Source organism: Acinetobacter sp. LipI_23 (assembly GCF_058243045.1).
Window position 1 is genome coordinate 2430728 of sequence record NZ_JBZAYJ010000001.1, and the last position, 20387, is coordinate 2451114.

The following is a 20387-nucleotide window of genomic DNA, read 5'->3' on the forward strand; positions in this document are numbered from 1 at the left end:
TTCATAATCACACTTTTTCTAACAAAAGTGAGCGATCATTGATACTTATTGATCAAGTTGATGAAAGCAAGAATAATGCCGAATATCACAGACGCCCTAGTGCGTACAATAGTTATCAACGGATGTGTTTACGCCGTTTGTTCTGACCTTTGGCATTTAACCTAAAACACAGCGCTATAGTGCATGCATTCTGTGACACTATTTTTAAAGTATGAATGAACTAAGCTTTCACCTTTTGCTGTGCTCGTGGATGCGTCTGATCATACACTTGAGCCAGTCGGTCAAAATCGACATGGGTATAAATTTGGGTGGTACTTAAATTACTGTGTCCTAACATTTCCTGCACTGCGCGCAGATCACCACTGTTTGACAGCATATGACTAGCAAAACAATGGCGTAGTAAATGCGGATGCAGATCGATATTTACGCCTGCACGCTGTGCTTGAAACTTAACCCGATTTTCAATCTGGCGCATCCCCAAAGGATTGCCCTTTTGAGTAATAAAAACTTGTGCGTTGGGCACAAAATCACCATTCCATAGCGGATAAATGCTCAGCCATTTCATTACTGCATCTTTGGCTTTAGAACCAAAAGGCACAACCCGAGTTTTATTCCCCTTACCTGTAATACGCAGTAACTGTCGGTTAAAGTCGATATCTTTAATTCTTAAGCCTTGCACTTCTGCTAAACGTAATCCACTGGCATAAAGCAACTCTAGCAAAGCTTTGTCTCGATACCACATTTGCTGTTCGACTTCTTTCTCAGGCAAGGCCTGATCCAAAATTTGATTGATAGTTTCAATATCCACTAGCCCAGGTAAAGGACGAGGTTTACGTTTAAGTTGAAAGTCATCGGCGGGGTTAAAAGCCAAATGTTGCCCCTGCTCAGCCCATTTCATAAACTGACGAATAGAAGACAACATCCGCTGTAAACTACTAGAGCTCAACTGTTGATATTCAACTTTTTGTGCAATAAATTCGCGTAAATCAGTGGCTTCAACATCGCCCAACTCAAGCTTTTTCTGTTCGCAAAATAGCAAAAAATCAGACACATCTCGTTCATAGGCCTGCAAAGTATGAACAGACTGATTTTGTATTTCTCGTTGTTTTAACCACATCGCGAGCAGTTGCATCGGCTCAAAAGTCACAAGTCAGCCTCTATAGTTCTATTCGGTGAAAAATTAATTGGCTTTTGCATAGTAGCACTGTCTCAGCTCTTTATATGCCTATGTTCATTTTTCATAAAAAAAGCACTGATGAATCAGTGCTTTTTTTATGACGCTAAACTTAGTTTTGATAGTAACTCAGATCGATACGTCCTTCGTAGACATTTGAGGTTGGACCCGTCATCCAAACCACATCACCTTCACGCCATTCAATATGCAACTTACCACCTGCGAGCTCAATCTCAACAGATGAATCGAGTAAACCACGGCGCATACCTGAAATCGCAGCCGCACAAGCTCCTGTTCCACAGGCCAAGGTTTCGCCTACTCCACGTTCAAACACTCGTAAGCGCGCATGCTTTTCATCAATGATTTGCATAAACCCTGCATTCACACGCTGCGGAAAACGCTCATGCGATTCAACCTGAGGCCCTAGACGCGCAACATCAGCTGTAATTACATCAGGAACGATAGTAACTGCATGAGGGTTACCCATATTCACCACATCAATGGTCAATTGCTCATTGTTCGCCAAAGCAATGTCATACAATGCTTCTGGTGCATCCGCAATAAATGGAATTTCCTGTGGTAAGAATTTTGGATAGCCCATATTCACGCGTACCCAGCCATTTTGACCGAGTTCGGGTTCTACAATCCCTGCCTTGGTTTGCACTTTAATCTTGGTTTTTGTAGTGAGCTGACGCTCATGTACAAAGCGTGCAAAGCAGCGCACGCCATTACCACATTGTTCAACTTCAGAACCATCAGCATTGAAAATACGGTATTTGAAGTCGACATTGGGTAAATCAGGTGGCTCAACAATCAACAACTGATCAAAACCGATGCCGAAATGGCGATCCGCCAAGCGCTGAATCGTAACAGTATCAAGGAATGCTCTTTGACTGATTAAATCGACCACCATAAAGTCATTGCCTAGACCATGCATTTTGGTAAATTCTAATAACATCTTGAATTATCCTTCAGGCAATAAACGTTCTTTGTCCCAAAGCGACTCAATGGTTTCACGCTCACGAATCAAATGTGCGTTTTCACCATCCACCATCACTTCAGCGGCACGACCACGACTGTTGTAATTTGAACTCATGACAAAACCATAAGCACCAGCACCCAATACCGCCAGTACGTCATTTTCTTTGAGTGCAAGCACACGCTCTTTACCTAAGAAATCACCTGTTTCACAAATCGCACCAACCACATCCCACTCTTTTGCCTCGATATCCGAATGTGGTGTAACGGGCTGAATATCCATCCATGCTTCATACAGTGCAGGACGAATCAAGTCGTTCATGGCTGCGTCAATAATCGCAAAGTTCCGGTGAATGGTCGGTTTGAGTAAATCTACTTTGGTCAGGAGTACTCCTGCATTTGCCGAAATACTGCGTCCTGGTTCCATATACACTTTCAAACCCAATTTTTCTAAAGCGGGCTTCATTGCATTGGCATATTCAAAAACGGTAGGCGGCACTTCATCTTTATAGGTCACACCTAAACCACCACCAATATCGATGTGTTTCAGCTGAATACCCATGGTTTTAAGCTGATCGATCATCACAATCACGCGATCTAGCGCATCCACAAAAGGCTGTGTTTCAGTCAGCTGTGAACCAATATGACAGTCAATACCAATAATGTCTAAATTCGGCAGCGTTGCAGCATATTGATAGGTTTCAAAAACTGTATCTGATGGAATCCCAAATTTATTTTCTTTCAGCCCTGTTGAAATATAAGGATGCGTTTTCGCATCTACATCTGGATTGACACGCAATGAAATGGGTGCTTTTTTGCCGAGCTTCGCTGCAACTTTTTGAATACGATCCAGCTCTGCATGAGACTCGACATTGAAGCATGCAATACCCACTTCTAATGCTTTTTGAACATCAATCTCAGTTTTACCTAAACCCGAAAAGACAATTTTAGAAGCATCGCCACCCGCTTTTAGTACACGAGCCAGTTCTCCACCGGTCACAATATCAAAACCTGCACCGAGCTTTGCAAGGACATTCAATACCGCAATGTTTGAGTTTGACTTAACCGCAAAACAAATTTGATGATCGATAAAGTCAAAAGCACGATCCATCTCTGTAAAGTGTTTTTCAAAAGTCGCTTTTGAATAAACATACAGTGGTGTACCAAATTGCTGCGCAAGCTGTTGCAGCGAGCATTGCTCAGCGTGCAAAACCCCATGATTGCGGGTAAAACTCATGAATGTATCCTTTCTATGAAGCGTTTAAGGTATTAAGGCTGATTGGTTTCAACTGAAGGTGCAGCAAACTCTTGCTTAACAGGCGCTGTATCTTCCTTTTGTGCAGACGGCTTAGATGCTGCGTCTTTATAAAGCAAATATTTCGCTCGCTTGTCGTAGTTTGGATCATTTGGCATATGTAATGTACCAGACTGACCACAACCGACGAATGCAGTACTCATCACCAAGACACTGATGCAGCAAATGACAGAACGCATCTGATCACCTATTTGATATTTTGAAGAAGTATAACCTGATCAACATGCATGACCAAACCACTAAGCGCTAAAGATTATAGTGAGTTAAAAAAAAACGCCAGTTAAAGACTGGCGTTTTTCTCAATCGTATCGATTATTTATGTTTCGGTTTGTAGAAACCAAAATAACCAATAATCAAAATGATGAACCAAATTGGACTCACCATTAAAGCTTTCATGGTATCGGCTTCTAGTGATAACACATAGATCACGCCAATGAAGAAAACGATCACAAACCAACAGGTAAAGAGACCACCTGGTAGTTTAAAGGTCGATTTTGCATGTAACTCTGGACGTGTTTTGTAATACACAATGTAGCTCCAGATAATCATAATCCAGACGCAGATAAACAAAATCGTCGACAGTGTAGTTGCCAAAGTAAAGGCTTCAACAGTATTTGGTACAAAGTACTGTAGTGCAGCACCTAACAATAAACAAATTGCTGAAAAGTACAATGCATTTGCAGGAACAGCACGCTTGTTTAAGTGGCCAAATGCTTTTGGCCCTTGATCTTCACGAGACAAACCAAACAACATACGCGACGTTGAAAACACACCACTGTTCATTGATGACATCACAGAAGACAATACCACCAAGTTCATGATGATTGCTGCTGCTGCAATACCCGCTTGACTAAACAAGTTCACAAAAGGCGAAACCGCAGGATCAATCACGTTCCATGGTGTCACTGACATCACAATTACTAAAGACAGTACATAGAAAATAATGATACGAATTGGAATCGAGTTCACCGCTTTAGGCAAATTCTTTTCTGGGTCTTTGGTTTCAGCAGCTGTGGTACCGACCAGCTCTACACCCACAAAGGCAAAGATCGCAATTTGGAAACCCGCTAGGAAGCCCGTCACGCCTGTTGGGAATATTCCGCCATGTGACCAAAGATGACTAAATGATGCAATTTCACCCGTCGTTGAAGTGAACCCTGTAAAGATCATCCATAGACCAACGGCAATCAACACCACAATGGCAATAATCTTAATCAGTGCAAACCAGAACTCCAGCTCACCAAACAGTTTCACCGTGACCAAGTTCAAGCCCATGATGAACACAATGGCCGCAACACTGATCATCACCCCTTCCCCAGGTGTGAACGGCATACCTCCATTAAAGAACTGAAGGTAATAAATAATGGCTGATAAGTCCGCAATACCAATCGTGATCCAACATAACCAATAGGTCCAACCAACGAAATAGCCTGCCCACGGTCCGATCAAATCGGTAGAGAAATCGATAAACGATTTGTACTTCAAGTTAGACAGCAGTAATTCGCCAAGCGCGCGCATGACCAAAAACACCATAAAACCAATAATCATGTAAATGATTAAAATAGATGGCCCAGCGAGACTAATCGTCTTCCCCGACCCCATAAATAAACCTGTACCAATCGCACCGCCAATCGCAATGAGTTGCAAATGGCGGTTGGATAAACTCCGTTTTAAATCACCTTGTTCAGAGGTCGATTCTGTATTTTCTAAACTCATTCTTGATGTCGTCTTTTATTTCCAGTCGCCAAAATTACCCGAAAAGAACAAAAAAATAAAAATAAAATTGTATTAATCTATATTTTCAACATCTTTTGAAAAGTTAATTAATTTTTCTTATATTTAACACGACAAAGGACACGTAAAAGTTCCTGTTGAAAAAATCAGCAAAACACTTGTCAAAAATAAATTTCCGTGTAACAAATACAACAAGACTAAAAATCAATAAAAAATCGTGCAGGAAGCATGACTGTGGCATATCAATTGCTTAATAAAACTCAAAATTTTTCTAGAAATTTCAAGTTTTAAAACATAGAGGACTAAAAGAAAAATGAATACACAAAGTTTACAAACTTTTATGGAAACCATCAGTGGTTGGGTCTGGGGACCCTATATGTTGGTCCTCATTGTCGGAACAGGGATATTCCTCACATTACGCTTGTTCTTCTGGCAAATTCGCATGTTGCCTCTGGCCTTTAAACAAGTCTTTGGCAAACATGACCAAGCACATTCTCATGCAGGAGATATCTCGCACTTTGCATCCCTCATGACAGCACTCTCTGCCACCATTGGTACGGGTAATATCGCCGGTGTTGCAACCGCTTGTGTCCTTGGTGGCCCAGGTGCGGTGTTTTGGATGTGGATGACAGCCCTGTTCGGTATGGCAACCAAATATGGTGAAGGCGTACTGGCAGTTAAATACCGAATCAAAAATGAAAAAGGTGAAATGTCTGGCGGTCCAATGTACTACATTGAACGCGGTCTAAAATGGAAATGGTTAGCACTGATTTTTGCACTATTTGGCACCTTGGCGTCTTTTGGGATTGGCAGCTCAGTACAATCCAACACAGTTGCGCTCGCTGTTGAAAACAGTACGGGAGTTGCGACATGGATCACAGGTATCGTCATTACGGTATTCTCCGCTTTGGTTATTTTAGGCGGGATTAAATCTATTTCTAAAGCCGCTTCTTTCATCGTACCGATTATGGCGATTGGCTATGTCCTCGGTGGCCTCATTATTATCTTCAACCATCTTGAACTCGTCATGCCTGCACTTGAACTGATCTTCCGTGATGCCTTTACTGGTGAAGCGGTAGCAGGTGGCGCAATTGGTGCTGTCATTCGTTACGGTGTCGCTCGTGGCGTCTTCTCAAATGAAGCTGGGATGGGTTCAGCACCCATTGCTGCCGCTGCTGCAAAAACCGACCACCCTGCACGTCAAGGCTTAGTCTCAATGACAGGTACGTTTATCGATACCATTATCGTTTGTAGTATTACAGGGATCGTTTTGGTCATGGGCTTTATTATGGCGGGCAATAGTTTTGGTGGCGAAACAGGCGCGGTATTAACCACCCATACTTTTAACCAATTACTGCCGGGTGTCGGAGGCTGGATCGTAACTTTTGGTATTGTGTTCTTCGCTTATTCCACCATTTTAGGTTGGTGCTATTACGGCGAAAAATGCTGTACTTATTTACTCGGTGAAAAGTATGTTCTGCTGTACCGTCTCATTTACATCGCGTCAGTCTTTATTGGTTGCGTAGCATCACTTGATTTAGTCTGGCTATTTGCCGACACCTTTAATGGTTTAATGGCGGTTCCAAACTTAATTGCCTTGTTATTGCTGTCAACGGTGATTGTGAAAGAGTCACGTGATTTTGTCGAAAAGCGTAAATCAGGTGAGTTGTACTAAGGTTATTTTCAAAGCACATTTTTAAAATCTTCAATCGTTAAGCCACCTTCGGGTGGCTTTTTGATTCAGAGCATTCATTTCAAATCCAATCCTCTGTATGCTGTTGAACCATCGAATACTCCAAATAGTGCATCAAATAAAGCATGGCAAAAGCAAAAAGTGTTTACCGCTGTGAACAATGTGGCGCTGACCATTCAAAATGGGCGGGCCAATGTTCTGAATGTGGAGAATGGAATAGTCTAGTTGAAGTCAATATTGCACCAGCAGTCACACATCGTGCGCAGCCCAAAATGGGTGGCGGCTATGCAGGTCAAGCTGCTGCTATTAGCACCTTAAATCAAATTTCAGTTTCACATGAGACTCGATTGGCTACAGGAATTGGTGAGTTTGATCGTGTGCTTGGCGGTGGTCTCGTCACGGGCTCTGTGGTACTGATTGGCGGTGATCCGGGCATTGGAAAATCGACCATTTTATTGCAAACGGCAACGCATATGGCCGCGGCCAACAGTGCGGCATTGTATGTCACAGGTGAAGAATCACTCTCTCAAGTGGCCTTGCGTGCAAATCGTCTTGATCTGCCCACAGATAAACTCAAAGTCATGGCTGAAACCTGTGTCGAGCGGATATGTGAAATGCTTGCCCATGAGCGTCCAGCTGTGGCAATTTTAGATTCCATTCAAACCCTGTATACCGAAACACTCCAGTCAGCGCCGGGCGGCGTTTCTCAAATTCGCGAATCTGCTGCTTTACTAACTCGTTTTGCTAAAAATAGTGGCACAGCCTTGTTCATTGTCGGACACGTCACCAAGGAAGGTGCACTGGCTGGTCCACGTGTGCTTGAACATATGGTGGACTGTGTTCTGTACTTTGAAGGTCAGTCCGACTCACGTTATCGGATGATTCGAGCTGTTAAAAACCGTTTTGGTGCAGTCAATGAACTCGGTGTTTTTGGCATGACTGATAAAGGCTTAAGGGAAGTGGCGAATCCTTCAGCCATTTTCTTAAGCCGTTATGATGAAGCCATTGCAGGCTCAATCGTAATGATCAGCCGTGAAGGCACACGTCCTCTGTTGGTTGAGGTTCAAGCTTTGGTTGATGATGCACATGGTCAACCGCGTCGAGTCGCCTTAGGTTTAGAACAAAACCGTTTAAATATGCTCTTGGCGGTAATGCATCGCCATGGTGGCGTGCAAACATCTGGACAAGATGTCTACGTCAACGTTGTCGGTGGTTTAAAAATCACGGAAACAGGCTCTGACTTGGCCGTCTTATTGGCCTGTGCCTCTAGCCTGCGAGGTAAAGCGCTGCCACAACAACTGGCTGTTTTTGGTGAAGTAGGACTCTCTGGGGAAATTCGCCCAGTGCCAAATGGGCAGGAACGCTTAAAAGAAGCCATTAAACATGGTTTTAAATACATTATTCTACCGCGAGGCAACGCACCGCAAAAAGATATTGCTGGGGTGAAGGTAATCGCCGTGGCGCGCTTACATGAGGCACTCACTGAAGCCATGAGCTTAAGTGACGAACTCAACTAAGCTAAATTCCATGCATTTGAATTTCTCATAAAATAAACACGTTTTTTATTGAAATTTAGGATGAAAGGCTGCATAAAGGTAGAGTTAAAATTTATTTTTTATAGAGTAGGAAAATTTGATGGAAGTTCGACAGCGTGGTTTGATTGCTGGTTTTTTAACAGCGGCTCTTTTAGTTGCACCCTTAGCCGCAGAAGCTAAACGTGCAGGTGGTGGTAAAAGCCACGGTATGAGCCGTCAAGCTGCACCAACTCAGTCTTATCAACAACCTCGTCAAGCAACTCCAGCTCAACAACCTACCGCGCCCGCTACAGCTCCAGCTAAATCTGGTCCAGGCGTCGGTGGTATGGTTGCGGCTGGTGTAGCGGGTGCTGCAATTGGTGCTGTTGCTGCAAATGCATTGGCAGATGATAACTCTGCTTCTCAAGCACAAGCACAGGAAGAAAAAGGTGGTATTCCAAGTTGGATTTGGATCCTTCTTGCCGCTGCTGTTGCCTTCTTCATTTTCCGTAAAATGGGCGCAAAAAAAAAAGTAGCAGCTAATCCCTATGCGCCAAACAATGGTTCAACTCAAGCACCGTTTGGCCAACAAGCTGCACCACGTACATCAAATGACAATAGCAATATTTTTGGTCAGTCTGTAGGTGGTTCAGCTGCTGCACCACAAAACAACGCACCTTTTGGCACTGCCTATACCAATAGTGGTAGTCAGCTGCCAGACGGTACAGAACCTGCGGCTTTCTTACGTATTGCTCGTCAACGTTTCAATCATATTCAGTCGATGAACACGGCAAGTAACATTTCTGAAATTCAGCGTTATTTAACACCTGATCTTTACCAGTCTATGTATCAAGACATTATGGCAAACCAAGATCAAGATGTAGCTGAGTTTTCAAACCTTAATGCGATGGTTGCGGACTCTGCGACAGAAAATGGCCAATACGTGGTTAGCGTACGTTTTACTGGTACAGTAAGTGAAGACCTCAACAGCTTACCGCAACCTTTTGCTGAAGTTTGGCACTTTGTAAAACCTGCGGGTTCTACCCAAGACTGGCTCGTTGCGGGTATCCAACAAGAAGCGTAATTTCTAGATATATAAAAACAGCGACTTCGGTTGCTGTTTTTTTGTGCCCTATAAATCCTCCTGTCGATTCAACCTAGTCATCAGCGCCTCGCTTAAACAAAAACAGCATTCAAAACGATAACAGCAATGGTTTTCCTAAAAGTTAGGCTCAACATTTCCTAATAAGTAAAACCTATCATGTATGTTAAATAAGAATCACAAGGAAAGACTGCACAATGCACCCTCAGCCACACGCTTTAATTTTACTTAGACTTATATTTCCACTCCACATAAGTTAATCGCATTATTCATACTTGATGCCATTGGGCAATATCTAAAAATAAGTGAGCTTTGATTTTCGACTAAAACTGAGATCATCATTTACCACTCTCAAGCTTTAAAATGCACAGAGTCTTCTATTGATCATGCTCTGCATTTAATATCCACACTGTAAATCATCTAATCTACTCATAAAAAATGCCTCTATAAAAGAGGCATTTTTATTTACGCTTTTTAGTCTTATTCAGGTAATGGGATAAATTGAGAGTCCTGATTTTGCTCTTTTCTTTCCCCAACAACCACAGCAACATCTAAAGGTTTGCCATCGCGCTCAAGTAAAATCTGAATGGTGCTATTTGGCGGTTGTAAAGCCACAAAATTAATCAAATGTGAGGTTGAAGTAATCACTTCATCATTCACTTTCACAATCTTGTCGCCTTTCTTTAAACCAGCTTTTGCAGCAGGTCCCGTTTTTAACACATCCGCGACAACCACACCTGGTCCTTTAGGCTCTAAGATATTGACTTGTTCAACAGGCAATAAGCTGATACCTAGCCAACCACGTACCACGCGACCGTCTTTAAGAATAGAGTTCAGTACTTGTTGGCAAATTCTTGCAGGAATGGCAAAACCAATACCTAAAGACCCACCTGACTGAGAGAAAATGGCCGTATTCACTCCAATCAAATTCCCCGCGACATCAATCAAAGCACCGCCAGAATTGCCGGGATTAATTGCAGCATCGGTTTGAATAAAGTCTTCATAAGTGTTAATACCTAGATCAGAGCGTCCTGTAGCAGAGACGATACCTTGCGTAACGGTTTGACCTACACCAAATGGGTTACCAATGGCCAAGACTACATCACCCACTTCGTTGCCACTGAGCTTAAAGGGTAAAACAGGCAGATTCGCCAACTCAACTTTAATCACAGCCAAATCGGTATCGGGGTCTGTACCAATCACTTTTGCCACTGCACGACGGCCATCTTGTAACGCCACAACAATTTGATCGGCTTGAGCAATCACATGGTTATTTGTCAAAATATAACCATCAGGACGAACAATCACACCTGAACCCAAACTGTTTTCATTTTTATTTTGGCTAAACTGATCTGGAATTTGATTGCCAAAAAATTCACGAAACGCAGGATCATTGAGTAATGGATGGTCAAGTTGTTTGACTTTTTGCGTGGTAAAAATATTCACTACTGCTGGCGCAGCCACTTTCACGGCGGCACTATAAGAAACCACCCCACCGGTACGCGTGGTGTTAATTAAAGGCTCCACCTTTTCAGCAGGCATCTTAATCCCATCGGACGCCACAGGCGCTTTTGGCTTTTGATACTGCTGCCAAGCAAAAAATCCAGCAATGACTAAAATGAGTAATACCCAAGGTAACCAGGAAAAGGTCCTGCGCACGATTTCACCCTCTAAAATGTTTTAATTCATTGATGACTAAGTAATTTATGCCTATTGTAAAGCGAAATTCAAGCCGAAGCACAAAAATAAGCAAGAGTTTTGTCATGCTTTAGTTACAATAAACAATAGGTTCCGATGTAATCAATTTAAAAGAGTTTTTAAGTCGATATGGCAAAATTACAAGACATTATTCAGTGGTGTGATCAAACCCTCAAATCATCTGAGTTTAAGGACTATGCACCGAATGGCCTTCAAATTGAAGGTAAAACCGAAGTGCGTAAAATTTTAGCTACTGTGACTGCATCGCAAGATGCTATAGATGCCGCGATCCGAGAAAATGCGGATCTTTTACTGGTGCATCATGGTTATTTTTGGAAAGGTGAAGCCTATCCCATCACAGGTATGCGCGGTAAAAGGATCAAGAGTCTGATTCAACATGACATTTCTTTGTTGGCATATCACCTCCCCCTCGACAGCCATCCGAGTCTTGGAAATAATGTAGCGATTGCAGATTTGCTCAAATTGGAACGTATTGAGGCACTTGATCCATCTGAGCGTCATCCTATTGGCAATATTGGTTATTTAAACCAGCCGATGCCTGTGGAAGAGTTTAAAAAGTTTGTATCTAAGAAATTAAAATTCGATGCCATCCATCTTCCTGCGGACAAGAACATGATTGAAAAAGTCGGTTTTTGTACCGGTGGTGCACAAGATTTTATTGTAAAAGCCGCTGAACAAGGCTGTGATGCCTATATTTCAGGCGAAGTCAGTGAACGTACCTTCTATGAAGCTAAAGAATTAGGCGTACATTATTTTGCTTGCGGACATCATGCGACTGAACGCTATGGCGTGCAGCGATTAGGTCAAGCCATTTCAGAACAATTTGATATTGAATATATTTATTTCGAGTTAAACAACCCGATCTAAGCAATCGCTGGGATGAGACTATTTTCATCCCAGTCCTTTCAATGCGCTTACATCGCACGGCATCCAACATCACTTCCATTTCAGCAAATTATGAATTTCTAAAATATTATTCCTAGCCTTTCATCTTTTTAAATCAAAACATAGCATCAGCTCAAAAATTCTGTGCATCTCACCTTTGTTATACATACTGAACGTCCAACCTAACATGAACAATAAAACTTGCGACCTTTCACTTCAAAACTGCAAATAATAAGCATATTGATTCTCATTAACTTTTAAGTGGATAATAAAACTGCTTTAAAAAATCCCAATAAAACAATTTTGATGATTAAAGGAATCAAACACATGGCTTATTCTTTACCCGCTCTTCCATATGCCTATGACGCACTCGAACCCAATATTGATACGAAAACGATGGAAATTCACCACAGTAAACACCATCAAACCTACATCAATAACATTAATGGCGCGATTGCAGGCACAGAATGGGAGAAACTGTCTGTGGAAGATTTGGTTGCCAAAGTCAATGAAGTCCCTACTGATCTTAAAAATATGGTGATCAATAATGCAGGTGGTCATGCCAACCACTCACTGTTTTGGACGGTCATGAGTCCACAAGGTGATGGGCAACCGACTGGGGCTGTCGCAAAGGCTATTGATGAACAACTTGGTGGTTTTGATGCTTTTAAAGAGGCATTTACTAAAGCCGCAATTAGCCGTTTTGGCAGTGGTTGGGCATGGCTGAGCGTGACACCTGAACACAACTTAATTGTTGAAAGCAGTGCAAATCAGGATTCACCGATTATGTGGGGACACATCCCTATTCTCGGTTTAGATGTATGGGAACATGCATATTATCTAAAATACCAAAACCGTCGTCCTGAATACATCAATGCCTTTTATAATGTGGTCGATTGGGATGAAGTGAATCACCGTTACCATATTGCGTTACAAGCTAAAAATTAACCAACCATTTCAATCCATCTAGAGCTTAGAGTCTTTTAAAATGAACACATTCTGTACAAAAGACTCTAACGATATCTTGTGTATCGTATATGTCTCCTTGCGAAATTTTTTGCATATTTTGTGTATTAAAAGACTGCCCTATTGTCTATAGAATCATTTACAATAAATGCACTTAAAGTAAAACCCAGCAAATCTGCAAGGAATGAAACATGACAACCATTACTTTACCTGCACTTCCATATGGCTACGAAGATCTTGCTCCACACATCAGCAAAGAAACTTTAGAATTCCACCACGACAAACACCACAATACTTATGTTGTTAACCTAAACAACCTAATCAAGGGTACTGACCTTGAAGGCAAAACTTTAGAAGAAATCATCACAGCTTCTGCTGGTGATGCATCTAAAGCAGGTATCTTCAATAACGCAGCACAAGTTTGGAACCACACATTCTACTGGAACTGTATGGCTAAAAACGGTGGTGGTAAAGCAACAGGTGCTTTAGCTGCTAAAATTGATGAAGCATTCGGTTCTTACGAAAAATTCGCTGAAGAATTTGCTGCTGCTGCAACAACTCAATTCGGTTCAGGTTGGGCTTGGTTAGTTGCTGACGAAGTAAATGGTAACCTTTCTATCCTTAAAACTTCAAATGCAGACACTCCACTTGCACACGGTAAAGTTGCAGTGTTAACCATTGACGTTTGGGAACATGCTTACTACATCGATTTCCGCAATGCGCGTCCTGTTTACATCAAAACTTTCCTTGAAAGCCTTGTAAACTGGGATTATGCAAACGCGAAATATGCAGGTCAAGCTGCTGGCGTTGAAAAATAAGATTCGTCTTGTTTAAAAAACCGCTCTTTTTGAGCGGTTTTTTTGTTTTTGCTACCTAAACGCATATTTATAAAGCAAACAATTCATTTCTCAATATTTTTTGCTTGACCCATTTTCCTTTCCTCCCTAAAATGCGCATCAGATTCTCCAATAGCTCAGTCGGTAGAGCGACGGACTGTTAATCCGCAGGTCCCTGGTTCGAGCCCAGGTTGGAGAGCCACTATTCTTCCATAGCTCAGTCGGTAGAGCGACGGACTGTTAATCCGCAGGTCCCTGGTTCGAGCCCAGGTGGAAGAGCCAAGATTCTAAAAAGCCCAAGCATCGTGACTTGGGCTTTTTTTATCACTCATTGTTTTGATCCACACCCTATACCCTTCTGGTATACAGCTATGACATATCAAATTGTTTATAAAAAAAACATTTAATCTAAAATTCGACTTTTTTTAGAATTGTAACTTGACCGATGTGTAATTTTCTCTATACTGCATTTCAGATTCTCCAATAGCTCAGTCGGTAGAGCGACGGACTGTTAATCCGCAGGTCCCTGGTTCGAGCCCAGGTTGGAGAGCCAAATTTTAAAAAGCCCAAGCATTATGACTTGGGCTTTTTTCTATCTATAAACATGACATTAACCCATAAATAAAATCACTATTCTAAAATTACTCCAAAGCAGCTTTCCATACAGGCCCTTCTCAGCTTTAATCTCCCAAATCTCTCCATCGAAAACCAAAAAGACTGAATCAAATTACATCAATAAAAGCTAAACCGTTTATTTTTAAATCATTTAAAGCAAATTATATAAAAATATCAGGCCAAAGGCTTGACCCTTTGAGCTTTGCCACATAGAATGCGTGCAGATTCTCCAATAGCTCAGTCGGTAGAGCGACGGACTGTTAATCCGCAGGTCCCTGGTTCGAGCCCAGGTTGGAGAGCCAAAATTCTAAAAACCCACTCCATGCGAGTGGGTTTTTTCTTTGCGCTAGAAAATATTGTGTTCGATCTGAGTCAAATCATCTTTTTTATCATCGGCTGCTTCGCTACTATTACGTTAGTGATCATGGTCTACCCTGACCTATTTCGCCGTAAGCAAAAGTTTTATGCCAAACACGTCATTACACCATTTGAACGTAAAATGTTTATTCGCTTAAAAGAAGCCTTTCCACGCCATCATGTTCTAGCCCAAGTTTCATTTAGTTCGCTGATTACCAGTGATCACTATAAAATACGGGCCAAATTTAACCGTAAAGTCACTGACTTCGTTTTATTAGATGAACAATTAGCGGTCGTGGTGATTATTGAACTCGATGATCCTTCCCATATCGGCAAAGAACAAGAAGATGCAGAACGTGATGCCATGCTCAATGAAGCAGGTTACATCGTTCTGCGTTTTACAGAAATTCCAAGCATTCGCCAACTGCACAAACACATTGGTATCACGCCTGCAATGCGTGCTTGAATTATTTTGAGATCGCACTGCTCGCTTCCTGCTGTGTGAATTGCTTTTCGGCAGCCAATTTTTCTTGAATACGCTGCTGTTGTTCTTCCTTAATACGCTGATATTCCGCTTGGTTTTTTGCATCGCTTTTTACCGCTAAAAAAGCAATCCCTAAAATAAGCAATGGAATCACAATACCAAGACTCGCCAAAAACATCACTTTCGGCGTTAGTTTTTTAGTTGATTTCGTCATAGCCAGCCTATTTCCAATATCTAGATTTTGATGGGCCAATACTATAACAAAAAAAGAGCCTCAATCATGAGGCTCTGTCTTCAGTTTAAATGGTTAATTTTATGTCGGCGCTATACCTGTACAATTTTCATTGGTGCTAGCATCTTTTTGTGCATCAGTTAACACAATACCCGTACCCGCAGACATGTAGGTCTGAATAAAGTCTACTGCCTCTGCATTCCGACAAACTATAGCTTGGGTATGAGATGCACCTATAACGGGATCAAGCGTGATATTTGGCGAACCCAATGTTTTCAAGTTTGCAACCAATGCTTGCGTAATTGGATAGGGTACATTTGTATCTGCTGTGCCTTGTATTACATAGACTGGTTTATCAATTCGTTTAGTCCCAGGCTGACTACTGATTAAGAAGTTTTTTACGGTTTCATTGGTTGCAAACACACTAGTATCTAAACCAGGATAATCCATGACTTTTTTATCAAGATTTGCTGTCATAAACTGAATAATATCGTCTTTAAATTTATTAATTAAGCTTAAACTTGGGTCACTATCATTGTCTAAACACAGGCCATTATCCCCTGTTGAACCTTCTGCAAACTCAGCCAAAGATTTGGCACGTGATTGGAAAATATCTTGATAATTAAATCGTGGCTCATAAGCTTTAATACCCACCCCTGTTAACGCTGCATAAGCCAATAAAGTTGCATAAGTATCCACCGATGTCCGATATGCTAGAGGGACATTAGCAGCCGTTTCACGTGCTTCGATGTCAGCCAATGCAGCAGGCGCAACTTCAAGAATAATTTTACCCAAACTCGAAGCTGGTGCACCCGCCACAGCACCTTTATAGGTTGCATCTGTATTTGCATATTCTGCGGTCGCTAACGAGGCATGACCCCCTTGAGATTGCCCCACAGACATCCACGCACCATTCAACTGCTTACCATAATGATCTTTTGCCGCTTGTACAGCAGAAAGCGCTGACTTCGCAGCACTAGATAAGTTTAAATATGGATGAATCCCTGGTGTACCCAGACCTTCATAATCGGGGGCAACAATGACATAACCCGCAGCCAGTAGACTGTCTGCTAAAATTTTAAAACGTGGGTGAATCATATTATTACTTGGCGCACAACTATCACCAACCCCAACCGTGCCATGCTCCCAAACCACTACGCGATAACCATCTGTAGGTGGTGCTACTTTAGGGAACATCACCAGCGCCGTTGCTTTAGCGGTCTGACCTTGAACATTTTCCATGTTATACGTCATTACCTTAATAGAAGCTGCAGTGGTTAATGTGTCTTCTGAATAGGTACTTTCAGAAACATAGGTCTGTTTTTTGATTTGAAGCGGGCGAATCATCATCGTCATTACAAGCAGTTAAAGACAGCATTGAAACGGCAACTGTAAGGGCTAATGCTATTTTCGAGCGTTTCATAAAATATCCTTTTATTCGTTGTTTTTTTAAGCATGAAACTACATGCCGTTTTATTAAGACATAAAAAAGCGCCCTGTACAGGACGCTTTTTCAACCAATATATAAATTTAAATAATTAATTCTAAAAAGATTCCAGCAAAAACAATCAATCCCACCCAACGATTGTGACGGAATGCCCAAAAACAACGCTGTGGATCTCTGTCTTTGGTTTTTGACCATTGATAAATAAAATCAGCCACGACTACAAGCAATGCGATTAGACCCAATGGCATCAATAAATTTTCAAGGTAAAGCGCCGTACCGATCAAAACGACACTCATCGCCTGTAAAAGTGCAATGATTTGAATATCAAAACGACCGAATAAAATGGCTGTCGACTTCACCCCAATTTTTAAATCATATTCACGGTCGGTAATCGCATATTGAGTATCGTATGCCACAGTCCAAGCCAGATTGCCGAAATACAGCAACCAACAGGTTAAATCTAATGGTTTACCCATAGCCGTAAATGACATCGGAATTCCCCACGAAAAAGCCATGCCTAAAACAACCTGAGGCAAATGGGTATAGCGCTTCATGAAAGGATATATAAATGCGAGAACAAGCCCACCTAAAGCACAATAAAACGTTTCAATCGGTAGAAACAACAACATACAAGCACTAGCAAAGACTAGAGCTAGAAACACATAAATGGCTTCTTTGGCCGTGATAATCCCTGTTGCTAAAGGCCTTGTTTTCGTGCGCTCTACATGCGCATCGACCTTACGATCAGCAAAATCATTAATTGCACACCCAGCCGCACGCATAAATATCGTGCCAAGTACCATCGGAATCAGAATACCAATTGGCGGTATGCCCTCTGCTGCAATCCACAGTGCCCACATGGTGGGCCAGAATACCAATTCTGTGCCAACAGGCTTATCAAAACGACATAAATAATAATAGGCTTCTAAACGTTCACGCCAAGTAATTTGATGCGCAGTTGTCATGACTGTCCTTCAGATGCTGAATTCTGCTTTTGCAAAAATTGCTCAAAACTCGCTAAAAAAGTTTCTTGAACAATAAACTTGCAGCCGTGCCAAGTATAACAGCTCTGTCTAGTCCAGCCATCTTCTAGCCAAATCACACGACGTTCACATGCTGGATTGGTGCGCTGAAACAAGAACCAACCAATCGGTTTTTTACCAATATGTTTAAAAAGCCGTGCGCGGCCTTGCAAACTTAAGATCGGGAAAATGCTTTTGGCTTTGACCCAAGGCTCTACATCACTGCCATATAAAAAACTTTCTCGTACCCATGACGTATGCTGAAACGGCATGCCCATCCATTTTGCATCGATAAACTGAAGACGCTGAAAATACTCTTTGGTTGGTTGAACCCTAAATGTTCCATCAGCCAAATCCTTCAGTTGCTGAGTAAGTGAACCTGAAGCATATAACCATGTTTTCAGTTCAGCTGGAATCTGCTGCATAAGCCTACCTGTACCATTGATTTACTGTGCGCTTAAACGCTTTTTGAGTTATGCAGAATGTCATTGATTCAATTCTAAGATCAATCTTTAGCAATTATCTGTTTTTGCAATGGTTTCAAATTTACCCTGCGGAGTTTTTACCAAAATAAAACCTTCAGCACTCAAGTAAAAACTTTGAGGATAATCATAATCCAGTGCTAACTCAGGGCTTTTCAATGCAACAAATTCTGCCTGCTTGTAGCCTTCAGAGGTGCGACCAACTTCGATATAAGTCACCATCGAAAAATTTAGCTTAAAACCTTTATCGTGATCTTTAGGGTCAATCCACGGATAAAAACTGGTGTGCTTCTTACGCTGTGCCATTGCTCTCATCAATTTTTTTCAAGTTAAACAGATGATACAAAAAAACCCGCGACTAGCGCGGGTTTTTTGCAGTGAAATTCAGTTCAGAATTACAAGCTGTAGTACATATCAAATTCAACTGGGTGAGTTGTCGTGTTCAAACGACGCACTTCTTCAGTTTTAAGTTCGATATATGCATCAAGCATTTCTTTAGTGAATACACCACCTTTAAGAAGGAACTCGTGATCCGCTTGAAGCGCTTCAAGAGCCATATCTAGGCTGTGCGCAACTGTAGGGATTTTCGCTTCTTCTTCAGGAGGAAGGTCGTATAAGTTTTTGTCAGCTGCTTCACCTGGGTGAATCTTGTTTTGGATACCATCAAGACCCGCCATTAACAATGCAGCGAAACCTAAGTACGGGTTCATCATTGGATCTGGGAAGCGAGCTTCGATACGTTTGCCTTTAGGGCTAGAAACGTAAGGAATACGGATAGAAGCAGAACGGTTACGTGCTGAGTAAGCCAACATAATCGGCGCTTCGAAGTGTGGAACTAAACGCTTGTACGAGTTTGTAGATGGGTTCGTAATTGCGTTCAATGCACGAGCGTGTTTAATTACACCACCGATGAAGTAAAGCGCCATTTCTGAAAGACCAGCATATTCATCACCAGCAAACAAGTTCTTGCCATCTTTAGAGATCGACATGTGAACGTGCATACCAGAACCGTTATCACCAACCATTGGCTTAGGCATGAAAGTCGCAGTTTTTGCATATTGGTGCGCAACGTTCCAAACAGCATATTTGAACTGTTGTACTTCGTCTGCTTTACGAACCATTGTGTTGAAGCTTACACCAATTTCTAATTGGCAAGATGCAACTTCGTGGTGATGTACTTCTACACGACCTGGGCCCATGATGTCTTCAATACGCGCACACATATCAGCACGCATGTCATGCGAAGAATCAACTGGAGGAACCGGGAAGTAACCACCTTTAACACGTGGACGGTGACCAGAGTTTCCGCCTTCGTAGTCTTTGTTTGTTGACCAAGCAGCTTCTTCAGCAATCAATGTATGGCGCGCGCCAGACATATCAATTTCCCATTTTACTTCGTCAAATACGAAGAATTCTGGTTCTGGACCAAAGAATGCAGTATCACCAATACCTGTCGATTTTAGGTATTCTTCAGCACGGCGAGCAATCGAACGCGGGTCACGGTCATAACCTTGACCTGTTGATGGCTCAATAACGTCACAAGTAACAACTACTGTAGGCTCAGCGAAGAACGGGTCGATAAAACCAGTTGCAGCATCTGGCCGTAAGATCATGTCAGATGCTTCAATGCCTTTCCAACCAGCAATAGAAGAACCATCAAACATTTTACCGTCTTCAAAAGTATCTTCGTCGATAGTATCTGCTGGGTAAGTTACGTGTTGTTCTTTACCCTTAGTATCCGTAAAACGGAAATCGACCCATTTTGCGCCACTTTCTTGGATGAGTTGTAGGACCTTGTTCGCCATGCTCATTTTGCTCCGATGAATTTTTGT

At 42.0% G+C, this 20387-nt stretch carries 18 protein-coding genes, 4 tRNA genes and 1 pseudogene; 11 read left to right on the forward strand and 12 right to left on the reverse strand.

What is annotated here, in order from left to right:
* Nucleotides 1-220: 220 nt before the first annotated feature.
* The 5 genes from AC4CVD_RS12005 to AC4CVD_RS12025 all read right to left on the reverse strand — a co-directional run bounded on the left by AC4CVD_RS12005 (nt 221) and on the right by AC4CVD_RS12025 (nt 5183).
* Complete coding sequence (locus tag AC4CVD_RS12005) at nt 221-1132, reverse strand: tyrosine recombinase XerC (protein WP_490753519.1); 912 nt, start codon at nt 1130-1132, stop codon at nt 221-223.
* A gap of 154 nt (nt 1133-1286) precedes the next feature.
* A complete protein-coding gene (gene dapF, locus AC4CVD_RS12010) occupies nt 1287-2132 on the reverse strand; it encodes a diaminopimelate epimerase (protein WP_004695783.1) in 846 nt (281 codons plus the stop codon).
* A gap of 6 nt (nt 2133-2138) precedes the next feature.
* Nucleotides 2139-3389 carry a diaminopimelate decarboxylase gene (lysA, locus tag AC4CVD_RS12015; protein WP_078425372.1) on the reverse strand — a complete coding sequence of 417 codons (1251 nt, stop codon included), beginning with the start codon at nt 3387-3389 and terminating at the stop codon, nt 2139-2141.
* 32 nt (nt 3390-3421) lie between these two features.
* Nucleotides 3422-3646, reverse strand: a complete 225-nt coding sequence (locus tag AC4CVD_RS12020) for a hypothetical protein (protein ID WP_004982578.1) — start codon at nt 3644-3646, stop codon at nt 3422-3424.
* Between the two features lie 133 nt (nt 3647-3779).
* Nucleotides 3780-5183, reverse strand: coding sequence for an amino acid permease (locus tag AC4CVD_RS12025; protein ID WP_419276804.1), 1404 nt, complete (start codon nt 5181-5183; stop codon nt 3780-3782).
* 331 nt (nt 5184-5514) lie between these two features.
* On the opposite strand from AC4CVD_RS12025, the gene AC4CVD_RS12030 reads away from it, so the two are divergent.
* The 3 genes from AC4CVD_RS12030 (at nt 5515) to AC4CVD_RS12040 (ending at nt 9492) form a co-directional block, all read left to right on the forward strand.
* Entirely contained in the window at nt 5515-6876 is a 1362-nt protein-coding gene (locus AC4CVD_RS12030) for an alanine/glycine:cation symporter family protein (protein ID WP_004695773.1), read from the forward strand.
* Between the two features lie 143 nt (nt 6877-7019).
* Complete coding sequence (gene radA, locus AC4CVD_RS12035; RefSeq protein ID WP_004695771.1) at nt 7020-8411, forward strand: DNA repair protein RadA; 1392 nt, start codon at nt 7020-7022, stop codon at nt 8409-8411.
* Nucleotides 8412-8529: 118 nt separating this feature from the next.
* The gene (locus AC4CVD_RS12040) at nt 8530-9492 is read left to right on the forward strand and encodes a Tim44 domain-containing protein (RefSeq protein WP_490753198.1); all 963 of its coding nucleotides are present in this window, start codon (nt 8530-8532) and stop codon (nt 9490-9492) included.
* Between the two features lie 498 nt (nt 9493-9990).
* On the opposite strand, the gene AC4CVD_RS12045 is transcribed toward AC4CVD_RS12040, so the two are convergent.
* Nucleotides 9991-11169 carry a S1C family serine protease gene (locus tag AC4CVD_RS12045; RefSeq protein ID WP_114837190.1) on the reverse strand — a complete coding sequence of 393 codons (1179 nt, stop codon included), beginning with the start codon at nt 11167-11169 and terminating at the stop codon, nt 9991-9993.
* Nucleotides 11170-11337: 168 nt separating this feature from the next.
* Between AC4CVD_RS12045 and AC4CVD_RS12050 the strand changes: the two genes are divergently transcribed.
* The 8 genes from AC4CVD_RS12050 to AC4CVD_RS12085 all read left to right on the forward strand — a co-directional run bounded on the left by AC4CVD_RS12050 (nt 11338) and on the right by AC4CVD_RS12085 (nt 15354).
* Nucleotides 11338-12096, forward strand: coding sequence for a Nif3-like dinuclear metal center hexameric protein (locus AC4CVD_RS12050; RefSeq protein WP_114837191.1), 759 nt, complete (start codon nt 11338-11340; stop codon nt 12094-12096).
* Nucleotides 12097-12441: 345 nt separating this feature from the next.
* Entirely contained in the window at nt 12442-13062 is a 621-nt protein-coding gene (locus tag AC4CVD_RS12055) for a superoxide dismutase (RefSeq protein WP_490753199.1), read from the forward strand.
* Nucleotides 13063-13271: 209 nt separating this feature from the next.
* Nucleotides 13272-13898, forward strand: coding sequence for a superoxide dismutase SodB (sodB, locus tag AC4CVD_RS12060; protein WP_010327236.1), 627 nt, complete (start codon nt 13272-13274; stop codon nt 13896-13898).
* Nucleotides 13899-14042: 144 nt separating this feature from the next.
* A tRNA-Asn gene (locus AC4CVD_RS12065) sits at nt 14043-14118 on the forward strand.
* A 4-nt stretch (nt 14119-14122) separates the two neighbouring features.
* Nucleotides 14123-14198: transfer RNA gene (locus AC4CVD_RS12070), tRNA-Asn, on the forward strand.
* Nucleotides 14199-14393: 195 nt separating this feature from the next.
* Nucleotides 14394-14469: transfer RNA gene (locus AC4CVD_RS12075), tRNA-Asn, on the forward strand.
* A 288-nt stretch (nt 14470-14757) separates the two neighbouring features.
* Nucleotides 14758-14833: transfer RNA gene (locus tag AC4CVD_RS12080), tRNA-Asn, on the forward strand.
* Nucleotides 14834-14955: 122 nt separating this feature from the next.
* Nucleotides 14956-15354 carry a DUF2726 domain-containing protein gene (locus AC4CVD_RS12085; protein WP_481148310.1) on the forward strand — a complete coding sequence of 133 codons (399 nt, stop codon included), beginning with the start codon at nt 14956-14958 and terminating at the stop codon, nt 15352-15354.
* 1 nt (nt 15355) lies between these two features.
* Here the strand turns inward: AC4CVD_RS12085 and AC4CVD_RS12090 are convergent, their stop codons facing one another.
* From AC4CVD_RS12090 to glnA, 6 genes and pseudogenes are all read right to left on the reverse strand, one after another.
* Nucleotides 15356-15586 carry a hypothetical protein gene (locus tag AC4CVD_RS12090; RefSeq protein WP_078425363.1) on the reverse strand — a complete coding sequence of 77 codons (231 nt, stop codon included), beginning with the start codon at nt 15584-15586 and terminating at the stop codon, nt 15356-15358.
* A 99-nt stretch (nt 15587-15685) separates the two neighbouring features.
* Nucleotides 15686-17027: pseudogene (locus tag AC4CVD_RS12095) on the reverse strand (alpha/beta hydrolase).
* 107 nt (nt 17028-17134) lie between these two features.
* Complete coding sequence (ubiA, locus tag AC4CVD_RS12100) at nt 17135-18016, reverse strand: 4-hydroxybenzoate octaprenyltransferase (RefSeq protein ID WP_078388623.1); 882 nt, start codon at nt 18014-18016, stop codon at nt 17135-17137.
* Nucleotides 18013-18498 (reverse strand): chorismate--pyruvate lyase family protein, encoded by a 486-nt coding sequence (locus tag AC4CVD_RS12105; protein ID WP_078425361.1) that lies wholly within the window; start codon nt 18496-18498, stop codon nt 18013-18015. Before AC4CVD_RS12105 ends, ubiA begins: the two co-directional genes overlap by 4 nt.
* A gap of 87 nt (nt 18499-18585) precedes the next feature.
* Nucleotides 18586-18861, reverse strand: a complete 276-nt coding sequence (locus tag AC4CVD_RS12110; protein ID WP_201953687.1) for a hypothetical protein — start codon at nt 18859-18861, stop codon at nt 18586-18588.
* An 89-nt stretch (nt 18862-18950) separates the two neighbouring features.
* Nucleotides 18951-20366: a type I glutamate--ammonia ligase gene (gene glnA, locus AC4CVD_RS12115; protein WP_005400480.1), complete on the reverse strand. Its 1416-nt coding sequence runs from the start codon at nt 20364-20366 to the stop codon at nt 18951-18953.
* Nucleotides 20367-20387 lie beyond the last annotated feature (21 nt).